The sequence below is a fragment of the Endozoicomonas sp. ALB032 genome (assembly GCF_049310125.1).
Taxonomy (GTDB): domain Bacteria; phylum Pseudomonadota; class Gammaproteobacteria; order Pseudomonadales; family Endozoicomonadaceae; genus Endozoicomonas_A.
In genome coordinates, this window is the sequence record NZ_JBLYNW010000001.1 from 4838177 (window position 1) to 4853732 (window position 15556).

The window sequence follows — 15556 nt, forward strand, 5'->3', positions numbered from 1 at the left end:
TTCTGCTGTCGATGGGGTTCATCGACGGCAGAAGCAGTTGCCGGATGCCAGCTTTTGACTTTGTTCCGGCTTCGCCATCTTTTTACAGCAGCTCAAAACGGTTGTTTTGTTCTGTCGATGGTTTTTCATCCTCCGCAGACTCTTCTTCGGTGTTTGTCTCTTCATTTTTAGCCATCAGGCTTTGAAGGATCAGAACCTTCTCGCTTTTATTGCTCTCATCCTGCTTTGGCTCTTCTTCATCAGCAAAGCCGGACAGGGCTACAGCGGTCAGGGGCAGTATCAGGGCCAGGGCCGTCAATTTCTGTTTGATCATGATGTATACCTCTTGTTGGTTGCTTTTTTTCTGTTCTCATTACATTTGACTGCCAGATGCTGAAAATGTTCCCTGAATAGTCTCCTGACCAGACATTCGGGGGTTGGCTTTTGTTTTTCTCTCATTCCAACACTTGGGCTGATCAGGTAGAATGGTCGGCTGTTTTTTATTGTGGAAATCATTCTTTCCTGTCACTGCCCGGGGCAAGCCATCCGGTTCTGTTCCTGTTCAGGCATTTGCCTTACTCATGGTCAATACCGACAGCCGAAGTGATATTTCCCGATTTTTCATCGAACACTGAACGATATTGAGCGATAAACCATGCTTGAAGTAAACCCTATCAAGGAGCGTATTAAGGATCTGACAGCGCGTACTGACGTGCTTAGGGGGTATCTTTGACTACGCTCACAAGAGTGAGCGTCTGCAGGAAGTAGAGCGGGAGCTTGAAGATCCGGATGTCTGGAATCAGCCAGAGCGTGCCCAGGCCCTGGGCAAAGAGCGTTCCATGCTGGAAGGCATCGTTGCTACCATTGATCAGCTGACATCAGGCCTGGAAGATTCCATTGAACTGCTGGAAATGTCGGTGGAAGAGCAGGACGAAGACGGCGTCGAAGGCGTTGTGGAAGAGCTGGACCAGCTGGGCGAAAAACTCGCAGAGTTGGAATTCCGGCGTATGTTTTCCGGGGCAATGGACCCCAACAATGCCTATCTGGACATTCAGTCGGGTTCCGGTGGTACCGAGGCCCAGGACTGGGCCAATATGCTGTTGCGGATGTACCTGCGATGGGGTGAGCAGAAAGGCTTCAAAACAGAAATCATTGAAGTGTCTGCGGGCGAAGTAGCGGGTATCAAGTCGGCCACGGTTCAGTTTACCGGTGAATATGCTTTTGGCTGGTTGAGAACAGAAACAGGTGTGCATCGTCTGGTACGAAAGTCTCCATTTGATTCTGGTAACCGTCGTCATACCTCCTTCTCATCGGTTTTTGTCTCTCCGGAGATAGACGATAATGTTGAGATTGAGATTAATCCGGCCGACCTTCGAATTGATACCTACCGCTCCAGTGGCGCCGGTGGTCAGCACGTAAACACCACCGATTCTGCGGTTCGTATTACTCACGAGCCTTCCGGTATTGTGGTGCAATGTCAGAATCAGCGTTCCCAGCATCAGAACAAGGACAAGGCTATGCAGCAGTTGAAAGCCAAGCTGTATGAGCTGGAGATGCAGAAGCGCAGTGCTGACGCTCAGGCTCTGGAAGATTCCAAGTCCGATATTGGTTGGGGCAGTCAGATTCGTTCCTACGTTCTGGATGATTCCCGAATCAAGGATTTGAGAACCAGCGTGGAAACCCGAAATACCCAGGCCGTTCTTGACGGAGATCTCGATAAGTTTATCGAGGCAAGTCTCAAGAAAGGCCTTTAAAGTCAGCCGTTGGCAGAAAACAGTTTACGCAAAAGTTTACGCAAAGGAGTAGCAGGCAACTGTTAACTCCCGGCCCCCCTGGGGTTGAACCGGAGAAAATATGTCTGAAGAACAGATCTTAGATACCCAGGAAGAGAACCGGCTGGTAGCTCTTCGCCGAGAAAAACTCACTGCCATTCGTGCGGAACGGGTCGCTTTTCCAAACAAATTCCGTCGTGATGCACTGGCTGCTGATCTTCAAAAAGAGTTTGCAGATGCCAGCAAGGAAGCGCTGCTGGAAGCTGGAAAGAAGGTCAAGATAGCTGGCCGTATCATGCTGAACCGTGGTGCATTCATGGAAATTCAGGATATGTCTGGTCGTATCCAGGTGTACGTGAATCGCAAGGTGCTGGCTAAAGAAGTGCTGAAGGAAGCCAAGACCTGGGACCTGGGTGACATCATCGGTGCTGAAGGCACCCTGCAGCGTTCCGGCAAGGGGGATCTTTATGTCGACATGGAGCAGGTTGAGTTGCTGACCAAATCCCTGCGGCCATTGCCCGAGAAGCACAAGGGGCTGACCGACACCGAAATGCGTTATCGTCAGCGTTATGTGGACCTGATTACCCGCGAAGAGTCCCGGGAAGCATTTCGTGTTCGTTCCCGTATTGTTCAGGTGATTCGTGACTATTTCCATGAGCAGGATTACATGGAAGTGGAAACCCCGATGCTACAGGTGATACCGGGTGGTGCAAGCGCTCGTCCGTTCGTGACTCATCATAATGCGCTGGATATTGATATGTACTTGCGTATTGCTCCAGAGCTCTATTTGAAGCGTCTGGTGGTGGGCGGATTTGAACGGGTGTTTGAAATTAATCGGAACTTTCGTAACGAAGGATTGTCTACACGTCATAACCCTGAATTTACGATGATTGAGTTCTATCAGGCTTACGCAGACTACATTGATATGATGGATCACACGGAAGCCCTCTTTAAGCGTCTGGCAAAAGACGTGACCGGTGGAACCTCAGTGACTTACCAGGGTAAGGAGATCGATTTCGGCAAGCCATTTGTGCGTATGTCCGTTTTCGATTCTATACTGCACTTCAATCCGGATCTTGAGGCTGCTGACATCGATACGATTGATTCAGCAACCCGGGTTGCGGAAAAGCTGGGTATCGAGGTCAAGGGTACCTGGGGCCTGGGCAAGGTTCAGATCGAAATATTTGAGGAAACGGTTGAACACCGGCTGATGGATCCGACATTCATTACCGAATACCCGACAGAGGTTTCGCCTCTGGCTCGTCGTAATGATGACAATCCATTCATTTCTGACCGCTTTGAGTTTTTCGTGGGCGGTCGTGAAGTGGCCAATGGTTTCTCCGAGTTGAACGACTCTGAAGATCAGGCTGAGCGTTTTCATCAGCAAGTCACAGAAAAAGACGCTGGTGATGATGAAGCCATGCATTTCGATGCAGACTACATCAACGCTCTGGAGTACGGTTTGCCGCCAACGGCGGGCGAAGGTATCGGCATAGACCGTCTGGTCATGCTGTTTACTGATGCACCTTCTATCCGTGATGTACTGTTGTTCCCGCACATGCGACCCCAGCAGTAATCCCGGCTGGAATCATGGCAGACAGTTGATCTGTCTGCCTCCTAGCCTGCAGCCCAGTCTTCAGCGGCCATTGACCAAGCCTGGACAATGACACTTTAACCGTCATTTTCAGGCTGAAGTACAAGAAGATTGGCGTAGCTGAAACCTCTCTTTCAAGCGAGGGTTTCAAACGTCTTAAGACTAACAGGCAACTGCAAGGCATTTAATCATGGAAGCAACGTACAGTGACGAAAGAAACTGCGTCCTAACGCAGATGGCCCGGAATGAAGGAGCAGCTCTCGGAAATGGAACTCTGAAATACCAAGGGCGTAAAACCAGTCGGGCCAATAGTGAACAGCGCCGTCGAACCATACTGGAGGCAGCACTGAGAATCGTAGTAAGAGATGGCGTTCGTGGTGTAAGACACCGCGCAGTCGCTAAAGAAGCTCAAGTACCTCTCTCTGCGACTACTTATTACTTCAAAGATATTTCCGACCTCATAACAGACACCTTTACCCTGTTTGTGGAAATGGGGGCTGAAACTTTCAAGGCATTCTGGGAAGAGTCTGATGATCAGCTGCAAAAAGCGCTTTCACTGCTGGATGACTCCAGTGATTCCAGGGATCAGTTTGTTGATCAGATGCTGGATCTGGCCGTTGATTATGTTGGCAACCAGCTGACTGAGCATCGTGATTACCTGATCGCAGAGCGGGCTTTCCAGCTGGAGTGCCTGAGAAATGAAAATCTGCGTCCCATCGCTTTTAAACATCAGACCTATCTGTTGAACAGCCTGACTTCACTCTTCAGGCGCACAGGCTCTTCACAGCCAGAAACCGATGCACAACTGCTTGCCTCGTTCATTGCGCAGGTTGAGTATGAGGGGCTGTTGCAGAAAGGTGGACTGGATATGACACCGATTAAAGAAAGACTACATCGCCAGATAATGTTGATGTTCAAACATTGATTAATCACGGACTGTCAACAGGCATTCTGTAAAGTTAAAAATACCGTACACCTCTCTGCTAACGGGTGTACGAAACTATTTTATCAAGTCAGTTTAACATCAATCGTATGTATAAGTGCCTGCCTTGTTGGTTCTGCCTCTCTGGGCGACGTCTTAATCGATCCTTCTGCGTTTCAATTCTGTTAACCTGCCCTGGCTATGGGGCCGTGGCTGTGCCACGAGGGATGAAGAAATCCACTCGCCACTATATGCAAAACCAACTGGTCAGTTACTTGCTGACTCGATTATCATTCAACTCTTATTGTTAATATTTACAGAACCGGGGAAGTCCTATGCAGGAAATCAGACTGGAGCCCTCCTGGAAGTCTCATTTGCAGAGTGAGTTCAACAAGGAGTATATGCAGGTTTTGCGTAGCTTTCTGTTGAATGAAAAGGCCGCTGGTAAAACGATTTATCCTAAGGGCAGTGAATATTTTCGGGCTATGGAGCTGACACCTTTTGAACAGGTCAAGGTGGTGATTCTTGGACAGGACCCCTATCATGGCCCGGGTCAGGCTCATGGACTTAGTTTCTCGGTGCGTCCAGATGTTCGTATTCCTCCTTCACTGATCAATATGTACAAAGAGCTGCAAAATGATCTCGGGATTCCCCCAGCCAGTCACGGTTGCCTGGAACACTGGGCTGAGCAAGGGGTTTTGCTGCTCAACAGCGTCTTGACTGTTGAACACAAGCAGGCTGCTTCCCATCAAAAGCGAGGCTGGGAGCAGTTTACCGACAGAGTGATTGCAGAGCTGAACAATAAGAGAGAAGGGCTGGTGTTTATCCTCTGGGGTAGTTATGCCCAGCGTAAAGGGCAATTCATTGACCGCAGCAAACATCGGGTATTGCAGACTGTGCACCCTTCGCCACTGTCAGCACATCGGGGCTTCTTTGGCAGCCGACCTTTCTCGCAGGCTAATGATTATCTGACTTCCAGAGGCGTTCAGCCCATCGACTGGCAGCTGCCATGATAGCGACTGAATGAGGACTCGAAAGTCCTCATCTTTTTTCAGATCGTCAGCTCACCAGAAATACTCTTTCCGACCAGTTCTCTGATCTCTTGTGTTGAGAGGCCTTTTGACAGTAAGTGATGAAGCTTACAGAACATGGCTTCAGTCGTGGTGTCCAGACCACCAGTTACCCCCGCTTTGGCCAGTGCAGAGCCTGCGGCATAACTGCCTTGATGGACAGCGCCCCTGTGGCATTGGGTCAGATTGACGATGATTTTTCCGGCATCTGTCGCCTTTTTCAGTGCGTTCAGCAGGGCCGGGTCGTCATCAGGGCCATTCCCTGTGCCATAAGTCCTTATGATAAAGGCTTTTTGAGGCTGGTTCAGGGCCGCTTCCAGCCACTGGGCTGTGATACCGGGGAAGAGTTGCACAATGCCGACCTGGGTATCTTCAGAGCATTCAAGATGAAATTCTGGTTTTTTTTCAGGCTTCAACAACAGTAGATCATTGATCTCGATATTGATATCGGCACGTCCCAACCAGGGGAAGTTGGGAGAGTCAAAAGCATCAAAAAGATAGGCGTTTTGTTTGCGAGCCCGGTTGCCGCGCATTAAACGACCGTTAAAGTACAGGCATACTTCATTGATGCGCTCATCAGCGGCGATACTCAGGGCGCCGACAAAGTTTTCCAGTCCGTCACTACGAGGTTCACACAGAGGGATCTGGGAGCCGGTAAAGACAACCGGTTTATCCAGATTGCGAAGCATAAAAGACAGCATGGAGCTGGAAAATGCCATGGTGTCGGTACCGTGCAGAACCACAAAACCATCGTAGTTTTCATAGTGATCAGCAATGTCCGTTGCTATCTGCTTCCAGTTTTTTGGGCGGATATTACTGGAGTCGATCAACTCCCCATACTCCACCAGGTCAAAGTCGGGCAGACCCTGACGGACATGGGGAGGCAGTTTTTCATCCAGAAGCGCCTGCATATTACCAGAGGGGGCATAACCCGAATCAGTGGGTTTCATGCCGATGGTGCCGCCGGTGTAAATAACGTAGATTTTCTTGGTCATAACAGCAATTTCAGGGGCTTTAATGGTTAATGAGTCGGTCTTTCAATCCTGATGAACGCAGGGTCTTCTGCTGAATGGCTTTGACCAGAATCTGCGGCAGTGCAAACAGATCCAGTCTGGCCTTGGCCCGGGTGATGCCGGTATAAACCAGTTCCCGGGTAAGAACCGGTGTCATCTGTTCTGGAAGTGCCATGACGGTGTGGGGGAATTCTGACCCCTGGCTTTTGTGTATGGTCATGGCAAAGACCGTCTGGTGCTCTGGCAAGCGACTGGGCAATAGATGTTTGAGGCTACCGTCGGGTAATTCAAAGACCACTTTCAGGCGGCCATTGCAATCAGGAAGAGCAATGCCAATATCACCGTTGTACAGGCCGAGGTCATGGGCATTTCGGGTAATCAGAACCGGGCGGCCCGGATACCATAAGCCTTCTGATGGAATCAGGTTGCTCCTTGCCAGAGCTGAGCGAATGCCATCATTGAGTCCTTCAACACCCCAGCGTCCTTCCCGCAATGCACAGAGCAAGCGTAAATGGTTAAAGGCAGCGAGAACTGTTTTTTCATCTTGCTGATCATTAATGGCCTGAAGATAGGGGGTATAGCCCTGTGCACAGAGTGACATCAGTTGGGAGTAGCTGCTATCGTCTACAGGGTGCAGGGCAATATCAGCAAATGTTTGCTGAAATATCTCCTTTATAAGTCTGGTGTCGCCTTTGTTGACGGCTTTGGCCAGCGTGCCTATGCCCGATCGGTCATCAAATCGGTAACTTTTCTGAAGCTGACAGAAGCGGTCATTGATAGCCCGACTTTTTTCTGAAAAACAGGCTGTCATAGCGTTCTCTTTTACTGTGGACATTTGTCGTCTTGTCCATGATTTCAGATCAAAGCCGGTTAATTGTTCCAGTGTATTAGCCTGGGCCTTTGAGTAACCACCTTCGGCAGCGGAACAAATATCACCCAGCACACTGCCAGCATCCACAGAAGCCAGCTGATCTCTGTCACCCAGCAGAATAACTCGGGCATGGTCAGGCAGTGCGTCCAGCAGCTGACGCATGAGTGTCAGATCAACCATAGAGGCTTCATCCACCACCAGAACATCCAGATGCAGTGGGTTGTTGGCGTTGTGGCGAAATTCCGGGCGGTTAGGGATAACACCCAAGAGCCGATGAATCGTTCCTGCCTGAGTTGGGATCAACTTACGCACCTCTTCATTGCAGTGAAGAGCGGGCAGGGCGCCCCCCATCGATTCAGTGAGCCGGGCAGAGGCTTTACCAGTGGGTGCCACCAGTCGGATGTCCGGTATTTTGTCACTCTTCAGTCCTTTCTCAACCAGCATGGCCAGCAGTCTTGTGACCGTTGTTGTTTTACCTGTACCGGGTCCACCGCTGATGATGACCAGGGGTTGAGTCGCTGCCATGGCCGCTGCAACTTTCTGCCAGTTCAGGCAATAGTGTTGCGGGATTGTTTGATCGAAAACCTTAAGGTCTCCAGTCTCTCTGGCAGACAGCAGCGTCTGGATACATTCTTGCCAGTCAATGGCCTCAGGAAATTCTACATCGAGCCATTTTATGAGGTATTCCTGGAGGGCTTTCGAATCGCTGGTATCGGGACGATTCTCAAGAAGAGCGGAATAGTTTCGCTGAAACAGCCGATCCAGAATGGCTCGGGTTTCCTGAAAGTCTTCTGACTGTTTTCCCTCTTTGAGCAGGTGTCGGGCAACCAGACACTCATGTTGCCAGTATCGATAGAGATAGAGTCGCTTAGCGTCCAGAATCAGAGGCGAATTGGTTTCACCCTTGCTGATAACCGGACTTGAGAGTAGAAGACTGATCAGCTTGTCTTCGGATTGATTGTCAATGTCTGCTAAAGCCCTGAGTGCATTGCTGTTTGCCAGACTCAATTCGAACAATGGCTTATGGAATAAATGACTGAACTCCAGACAGAGGTTGCCTCGACCCAGCTCATGACTGATGAGGGCTGCCACCATTACAACACAGGGCGTGTCGTCCAGTTCATGAATAAAACGGGCAAACTGGTAATCCAGGGGGCGAATCTTGCCTTGTTGGTAAAGATGCTTAATGGCATTGATCATGAAGAGACTCCGGTTTTGGTGGAGCCTTCTTCACTTAGGGCAGAGTCTCCATAAAAAAGACGATCCAGTTTTTCAATCAGGATTTTACTGGGGCGACAGTGGAAAATGCCCGGCTGGCCTGGCTCATCTTTTCGTATACCCCTGAGAAACAGGTAATAACCCCCCCCGAAATGTTGCTCAAAGTCATAATCTGGCAGCCTGCTACTCAGTAGCCTGTGCAATGCCAGTGAATAGAGCTGGTATTGAAGATCGTATCGGTGCTCAATCATGACTTTCTGCATGTTCTCCCGGGTGTAATCGACGAGCTGGTCACCCAGCCAGTTTGACTTGTAATCGAGAACATACCAGCGGCCATCTTGTTCAAAGGTCAGATCGATAAAGCCTTTTAACATGCCTTTCACGGTTACAAAGTCCAGTAATCCCGCCTCGGCTGACAGTCTGTCTTCTGACTGCAGGATGGCGTTTAGTTCCCTGGCTCTGAGCCTGCTCACCGGCAGATAAAACTCCATCTCGACTTTTTTGCAACGCTTGGGCAGATCACCCAAAGTGAGTCCGTTGTCGTTCAATGGTGCTTTCAGGCAATGATCAAGCATATTTTCGAGGGTAGGGCACCACTTCTCATCAAAGCCTTCCATTTGCAATTGTTCGAGCACATAGCCAGATAAATCCCGGGGCAGGTCATTCAGTGTATCTGCTGTCAGATCTTCGAGGTTTTCGAACAGGGCGTGCAGAAAGGTACCGGGTCGAGCGCCTTTTGGAAATGTGAAAATATCCAATGTTTCCGCTTCGGGCTCTTGCTCATTGCTAAAAGCTGCTTCTGCCTCATTGATTACTTCGATATCCAGACCGGCTGTTTCCAGAGAGGCATCAGGCTCCTGAGCTTTGTGGTGACTCTGCTCTTTTTTATGAGACTGCGAGGTTCTGGACAATGCGGAGTAGCTGGTGACCCACCAGTCCTTCTGGATGTCACCCCTGAACTCTTCTGCGACAAGATGAGGAGTCTCTTCAGATTCGCTCTGGTAATGAGGTAGCTGAAGGTCTTCAACGGGCTGGAAAGCAATGCCAGGGTGGCTTTCGGCCAGATGTTTCAGTTGTTGCTCCAGCGTCGCATAATCAAGCTCTTCAGGGCCGTTCAACAACCAGCCAATGGCAGTTCTGTGCAGATCGGTCAGATCACCTTTTCGTCCCGAACCACTTTTGACGGGAGCCATGCCCATGTAGCAACGATGAACTGAACGGGTGAGTGCTACATACAACAATCGAATGTCTTCAGCCAGTCTTTCTTCATCGGCTTTAATCAGGGCCTGATCATCACCAGACAGGTCTAAGGTGGTATGCTGGCTGTCATGATAAACCGGCTCTTCCGCTTCCCTGAAACTGCAGATATGGGGCAAAAACACGACAGGGTATTCCAGCCCCTTGGATTTATGGATGGTGACAATCTGGACCCGGTTGCGTTCGCTTTCAAGATGCAGCTGCTGCTCATCGGCATGGGTGTCCGGCTTGCTGATGTGTTCAGACAGCCATCTCTGCAGAGCGTGGGGGCTCTCCAGCTCAAGGCTGGTTGCTGCCAGCAGCTCACCCACATGCAGCAGGTCTGTCAGGCGTCGCTCGCCATGGTCTTTTGCTAACAGCTTTTCTGCCAGTTTGCGTTTTTGCACCATGACTCTGAGCATGGGCAGAACACCCTGCTTCATCCAGATTTGGTGGTAGTTGGAAAACTCTTCAACGGCTTCTTCCCAGGCAAGCTCATTTTCATTCAGTGCATCCAGGGCCTCAGCCGTCAGATCCAACAATGGCGTTGCCAGGGCGGATCTCAAGGTTCTGTCGTGGCCCGGATTGAGGCAGGCGGTGAGAATTCTCAGCACATCAACCGCTTCATTTGAGGTAAACACCGAGTCACTGCTGCTCAGATAAACACTGGGGATCCCCTGTTTTGCCAGGGCTTCCCTGATCATCAGGCCTTGTCGGCCAGTTCTTACCAGAATGGCAATATCTCCGGCTTTTAAAGACTTTTGCTGTTGGTCTGAATGAATGGCAGCCTGAGCCTGGCTCAGCAATCGGTTGACTTCACTGGCTGTCGCCCGGGTCATGATCTGCTCATAATCCGTTTTGCCCACCGTAGTACCTTCATTATCCTGCCACCAGATTGTCAGAGCCGGAACCTCAGAGTTTGCTTCCAACAGACGTTGACGGTCTGCTTTCGGTGAGGGTTTGACGGATAAAAAGGGAATATCCTGGTAGATAAAAGGTGGGCGACTTCTGTCAGTGGATGTTTGCAGACACTGCTCAAAAATCCGGTTCACACTCTGCACCATGCTGCTGCTGGAGCGCCAGTTGGTATCCAGTGAGTAGTGTGCCGAAACCTGCTTTCTGGCCTGCATGTAAGTGAAAATATCGGCGCCCCTGAAAGCGTAGATAGCCTGTTTCGGGTCGCCGATCATAAACAGTCCGGCATCACGGTTGGGGCTTGAGTGACCGGGATAGATTCGGCTGAAAATAGCATACTGCAGTGGGTCGGTATCCTGAAACTCATCGATCATGGCCACCGGAAACTGGATTCGCAGCCTGTTTGCCAGCTGTTCGCCGTGACCCTGATGCAGTGCCTGATGGAGTCGGGTCAGAAGGTCGTTAAAAGACATCTGATGCTTCTGGTTTTTGATTCTGTGGCTTCTCTGCTGAATGCTGGACAGGGCTCTGGCCAGCATCATGCTTTTGAAGGCGTTCTGAATGCTGGTGGACTGATCCAGTAATTTTTCGATAAGAGCAAAGACCTTGTGCCCGGGCAGTTGGCCTTTTTTGGACAGGGCCTTTTCCAGAATCTCCCTGCCGTAGATTTCCCAGCTCTCGTTTTTGCCAAGAACCGGGAAGAGGGCATCACTGTTGGCAAAAGCCGCCATTTTGGCTATTCGCGTAAAAGGTTTGCTTCGTTTATTGAGACCACAAGACAGCAGCTGATCTTCTATGGCATTGCGATCGTCGCGCCATAAATTTCTGATGGCCACAGCGGGTTCAACAAACTTTTGCTTGAAACGTTCAAGGTTATCAGGCATTGCACCGGTTTTGATTTGCAGCCCCGGTTTACCCAATAGCCCTCGCAGATCGTTAAGCAGACCGCCGGGGGTTTTCCAGACAGATCGCGCCAGTCGTGCCAGAGGCTTGTCAAGTGGGTAAAGTTCGGTGCGCCAGAAGTCTGCGGCTGACTGCTCCAGCAGGTGGGATTCGTCGGTAATTAACTCATTAGTAAACAGCGTACCACTTTCAAAGGCATGTTGTTTCAGCATTCTCTGACAGAAGCCGTGTATGGTGAATACCGCTGCCTCATCCATCTGACGCTCTGCGGCCAGCAATAGTCGTGCTCTTTCTGAGTGACGATCAAGGTCGTTCATCAGTGTTGCTATGAAGTCATCATCCTTAAGACCTTTTTCAAACGCTTCTCTGGCCTGATGAAGTCGGGCACGGATTCGATCTCTCAGCTCTTCAGTGGCTGCCTCGGTGAAGGTGACTACGAGGATCTGGTCCACTGTTAAAGGCTGACAGTGGGCTGATATTTTATGGTTATGCTCAGGTCCGTGGCCAAGGACCAGCCTGAGAAAAAGGTTGGCAATTGTATAGGTTTTGCCTGTTCCTGCACTGGCTTCGATCAAGCGGTTTCCATGCAGGGGGAAGGTTCGGGCATCCAGCTGTAGTGGTGGATTGGCTATTTCTGCCATGGGCTGGTTTTCCGCTGCAGGCTGTTGAGTGGTATCAGTCATTTGCGGCTTCCTTTTGAAACCACTTCTATCGTCCGGGCCATGGGCTCAAGAATAAGACGACTCAGGTTGGTAAATTCGTCAAAGATGGGTTCCAGTTCAGGAAACGTCCTGTGAATGTAAACATTCTCAACTTCGCCATGAATCTTAAAACCCCCATAAAAGGCCGTTTCAGCCGCTTTGCGTGCTTTTTCTTCGTCGTCGTCTTCTTTTTCCAGCCACGCCTGTGAGGTGGTTGGGAAGAAAGGAACAGGTCGGGTTTGCCCCTGCAGGTAGAGAGACACCAGATCGCCAAGGTAGGCTCTGGCCTGTTGTCGGGCAATGGGGGTAAACAGGATCTCATCGTCCAGTCCCATCAACCGGGTATGGCCACCGCTATGTGATTCACTTTCCAGGGAAGCGCAATACAAGAGATGTTCAATCCAGGCGAAGAGTTTGTCTTTTGCCTTAAGGCCTGCAGCCCGGTAGCGCAGCAATCCGGAATTCTGACCTGCAAATGAGTAATGCTGTTTCAGCCAGCCAGTGACCTTGATACCGGCTACTGACAGATTAACCTCAACATCATCCAGGGGGGCAAGGGTGGCATCTTTCAGCTTTTCCACGAGTGGTGAGACGGCATTCTGCTGGTCTTCCAGAAGCAGCTCACCAAAGGCACCATGGGGTAGTGTGCCAGTGGCGTTTAATTTTTCCCGGAGGCTGTCCAGCCTGTTATCTGCAAGAAGAGTGTCCAGCATGGACGTTTTGAGCCAATAGGTGTCCAGTGCATCCAGGGCAAAAGGTTCGGTTTCCACCAGCAGGGTGTCTTCCTGCTCGAAGAAAACTTTTAATCTTCGGTTACAGAAATATTGGCTGGGATTACGAAAGAATCTCAATAATTCCGGGACTTCAAGTGCTTCCGGCGTTTCTCGAGTGCTTAGTGGTGAAGCCAGAAAAGGAGCGGATGATTCAGTAGGATTGTTGGCATTCGGTAACCACTCTTTGGCGTAACTGAACAGACCGCTGTCCGGGGTGAAGTTCTCCTGACTGAAGGGTTGTAGCCGGTGTTCTGTGATCAGGTTCTGAAAAGCTTCACTATCGGTGAAAAACTGACTGCAATATTCCTGCAGTTCCGTTACCAGTACTGAGGGTATGCGTTCACTGTTGTCTTTAATGCTTCGACCCGTATAACTGATGTAGAGAGTCTGGCGGGCCGATAGCAGGGCTTCCAGAAACAGGTAACGGTCGTCTTCACGGCGAGAGCGATCACCCCGTCGGGGGCTTTCTGTCATCAGGTCAAAACCGGCTGGAGCAATGCTTCTTGGATAAGCACCGTCATTCATACCCAGCAGACACACCACTTTAAAAGGAATGGATCGCATGGGCATCAGGGTGCAGAAATTGACTCGGCCTGAAAGGAATTTCTGGCTGCTCCGTTCGCTGGTGAGTCGTTCTGTCAGGTAATCCAGTAAGACAGGCCGGGATAACCTGTCGCTATAACCTGCATCCCGAACTTGCTCTGTCAGGTGTTCCAGTGAGCTTCGGACCAGTTTCAGTGCGTATTCGTCTTCTTCATCGGGTTGAAAGAAGTTTTCCAGTATCTGATTGATAAAAAGTGTCCAGCTTTCAATGGAGCGAGATTCGTTAAGTTGCAGAATCAGTTCAGAGGCTTCTTCAACAAAAGCTGCCAACTTTCCGCTCAGAACCGCATTCATTCCCTGTGAAGAATCCAGTGACAGTATGCCCGAGAAAAGTCCGGCATCTTCTGGCAGCGCATAACCCAGCAGCATCCGCTTGAGGCCAAAGAGCCAGGAGTTACTTTCTCTTGGCGGGACGCCAAAGCCACTCTGGTGTTCAGGGCTTAATCCCCAACGAATGCCTGATTCAGCGATCCATCGGCGCAGGAGTTCAAAGCCCTTTTCATCAATCTGGAAGCGTCTCTGAATGGCTGGAATTTCCAGCAATTCCAGCATTTCCTGGGCACCACAGCGCTGATTGTCCAGGTCAAGCAGCTCCAGTAAGCCTTTCAGCAGAGGAAACTCCTGGCGGGCGCTTCGATCTGAAATAGCAAAGGGGATATAGCGTGGATTGTTGTGATGATCCGGCAGTCCACCAAAAACAGCCTGAATCCAGGGGCTGTATTGATCTACATCAGGCAGCATGACAACAACATCTCTGGGTGTGAGATCAGGATTTCGTTCAAACAGTCTTAACAACTGGTCATGAAGAACTTCCACTTCCCTGAGCGCACTGTGGCAGTTATGGAAAACCAGAGACTGATCATCAGGGGCTATAGTGACGGGACCTTCAAGAGTTCTGTCGGTCAGGTCCAGGATATCTTTCTGAATCCGGTGCAGCAGTGAATCTTCCTGACCATCAACAAAGGCCATGATCTCGGTTGCGTCCAGGTCATGCAGCTGATGCATGTAATCTCTGCCCAGCTTGCCCACGGAGGCTAACAGGGGGTTGCTTTGCTCATCAACCAGGGATTCGAACAGGTCAGTCTGTTGTGAAGCGCCCTCAGCTTTATGTGCCGTCGATTGACTGACCTGTTTACTGAAGAGCCGGGTTGCCAGTTTGGCCAGGTATTTAGGGTCTTTCTCGTCACCCCAATAGTATTGGCAGGGGTTGCAGACCATGAGATGGACGTCGGTTTGTTGACCCAGTGCTTTCAGGGTTTCTACAAAATGCGGGGGGAGTGCGGAAATTCCGAAAACAAATAACCTGCGGGGCAGGTCTTGTTTGTGAAGAAAGTGTTTATGAGAGTCGTTCTCCAATGCGCTCAAAAAACTTTGATGCATATTGGCCCGATGCCAGTGTGACTGGCCCGCTTCCGACGTTCTTGAGACCAGTGCTCGCCAGAGCATAGGCTGCCAGAGCTGATCTCTTGCTGTCTTATCCTTTCCCTGTTCCCAGTCAGCGATCCATTCCGGTCGATAGACCAGATATTGGTCAAAAATATCCGCTACCTTGCCTGCCAGCTGGTAACACCGCACGCTGTCGCTATCATCGGCCAGATAGTGCCTGAGAGGCTTGAAGGCCCCTTCTTCCAGCATGTCTGGCAGCAATGACATCAGCTTCCAGGTCATGGCTTCCTTATTGAAGGCTGAACGTCCCGGGACATCCGGTAACACCTTGACGAACATGTCCCAGAGAAAACTGGCTGGCAACGGAAAATTGAGAGATGCCGCGATGCCCATGGATTGAGCCAGCTCCTGCCGAAGCCACTGGGCCATGCCGGGGCTCTGAACAAGAATCTGTTCGTCTTCCAGTGGGTTGGGAAGAGGATCCCGCTGTATCAGATCAATCAGCAGGTCTTTAAGCAGGTCAAGCTGGTTAGAGTGATAAATAGTGAACACGAAAGGAAAATCAGCCTGTATCTATGAAGGTTCTAACTCTTCATGTTC

The 15556-nt window shown here is 50.4% G+C and carries 10 protein-coding genes; 5 read left to right on the plus strand and 5 right to left on the minus strand.

The features are described 5' to 3' along the window. Window positions 1-82 precede the first annotated feature (82 nt). Window positions 83-313, minus strand: a complete 231-nt coding sequence (locus ACO6VG_RS17685) for a hypothetical protein (RefSeq protein WP_422133514.1) — start codon at window positions 311-313, stop codon at window positions 83-85. A 151-nt stretch (window positions 314-464) separates the two neighbouring features. Here ACO6VG_RS17685 and ACO6VG_RS17690 point away from each other — a divergent pair, with 151 nt between their 5' ends. From ACO6VG_RS17690 to ung, 5 genes are all read left to right on the plus strand, one after another. Then, window positions 465-614 carry a hypothetical protein gene (locus ACO6VG_RS17690; protein WP_422133515.1) on the plus strand — a complete coding sequence of 50 codons (150 nt, stop codon included), beginning with the start codon at window positions 465-467 and terminating at the stop codon, window positions 612-614. Window positions 615-634: 20 nt separating this feature from the next. Next, a protein-coding gene (gene prfB / locus ACO6VG_RS17695; protein ID WP_422409041.1) for a peptide chain release factor 2 occupies window positions 635-1733 on the plus strand; the annotation gives its coding sequence in 2 pieces (ribosomal slippage) (window positions 635-709 and window positions 711-1733; 1098 coding nt in all). Window positions 1734-1833: 100 nt separating this feature from the next. Further along, entirely contained in the window at window positions 1834-3327 is a 1494-nt protein-coding gene (gene lysS / locus ACO6VG_RS17700) for a lysine--tRNA ligase (protein ID WP_422474964.1), read from the plus strand. A gap of 208 nt (window positions 3328-3535) precedes the next feature. Further along, window positions 3536-4270: a TetR/AcrR family transcriptional regulator gene (locus tag ACO6VG_RS17705; RefSeq protein WP_422133518.1), complete on the plus strand. Its 735-nt coding sequence runs from the start codon at window positions 3536-3538 to the stop codon at window positions 4268-4270. Between the two features lie 332 nt (window positions 4271-4602). Then, window positions 4603-5280 (plus strand): uracil-DNA glycosylase, encoded by a 678-nt coding sequence (ung, locus tag ACO6VG_RS17710; protein WP_422133519.1) that lies wholly within the window; start codon window positions 4603-4605, stop codon window positions 5278-5280. A 38-nt stretch (window positions 5281-5318) separates the two neighbouring features. Here the strand turns inward: ung and ansA are convergent, their stop codons facing one another. From ansA to recC, 4 genes are read right to left on the minus strand one after another with little or no spacing between them, the layout of a single operon-like run. Further along, complete coding sequence (ansA, locus tag ACO6VG_RS17715; protein ID WP_422474967.1) at window positions 5319-6332, minus strand: asparaginase; 1014 nt, start codon at window positions 6330-6332, stop codon at window positions 5319-5321. Window positions 6333-6351: 19 nt separating this feature from the next. Next, complete coding sequence (gene recD, locus ACO6VG_RS17720) at window positions 6352-8421, minus strand: exodeoxyribonuclease V subunit alpha (RefSeq protein ID WP_422474969.1); 2070 nt, start codon at window positions 8419-8421, stop codon at window positions 6352-6354. Continuing rightward, a complete protein-coding gene (recB, locus tag ACO6VG_RS17725; protein ID WP_422474972.1) occupies window positions 8418-12176 on the minus strand; it encodes an exodeoxyribonuclease V subunit beta in 3759 nt (1252 codons plus the stop codon). The genes recD and recB overlap by 4 nt, the downstream gene beginning before the upstream one ends. Then, the gene (recC, locus tag ACO6VG_RS17730) at window positions 12173-15508 is read right to left on the minus strand and encodes an exodeoxyribonuclease V subunit gamma (RefSeq protein ID WP_422474974.1); all 3336 of its coding nucleotides are present in this window, start codon (window positions 15506-15508) and stop codon (window positions 12173-12175) included. The genes recB and recC overlap by 4 nt, the downstream gene beginning before the upstream one ends. Window positions 15509-15556: the final 48 nt, after the last annotated feature.

Bases quoted from the DNA above. Each gene is read 5' to 3' on its own strand.
- lysS (WP_422474964.1), top strand. From the start codon at position 1,834: ATGTCTGAAGAACAGATCTTAGATACCCAGGAAGAGAACCGGCTGGTA.
- ACO6VG_RS17685 (WP_422133514.1), bottom strand. From the start codon at position 313: ATGATCAAACAGAAATTGACGGCCCTGGCCCTGATACTGCCCCTGACC.
- ACO6VG_RS17705 (WP_422133518.1), top strand. From the start codon at position 3,536: ATGGAAGCAACGTACAGTGACGAAAGAAACTGCGTCCTAACGCAGATG.
- recB (WP_422474972.1), bottom strand. From the start codon at position 12,176: ATGACTGATACCACTCAACAGCCTGCAGCGGAAAACCAGCCCATGGCA.
- ansA (WP_422474967.1), bottom strand. From the start codon at position 6,332: ATGACCAAGAAAATCTACGTTATTTACACCGGCGGCACCATCGGCATG.
- recD (WP_422474969.1), bottom strand. From the start codon at position 8,421: ATGATCAATGCCATTAAGCATCTTTACCAACAAGGCAAGATTCGCCCC.
- ACO6VG_RS17690 (WP_422133515.1), top strand. From the start codon at position 465: ATGGTCGGCTGTTTTTTATTGTGGAAATCATTCTTTCCTGTCACTGCC.
- ung (WP_422133519.1), top strand. From the start codon at position 4,603: ATGCAGGAAATCAGACTGGAGCCCTCCTGGAAGTCTCATTTGCAGAGT.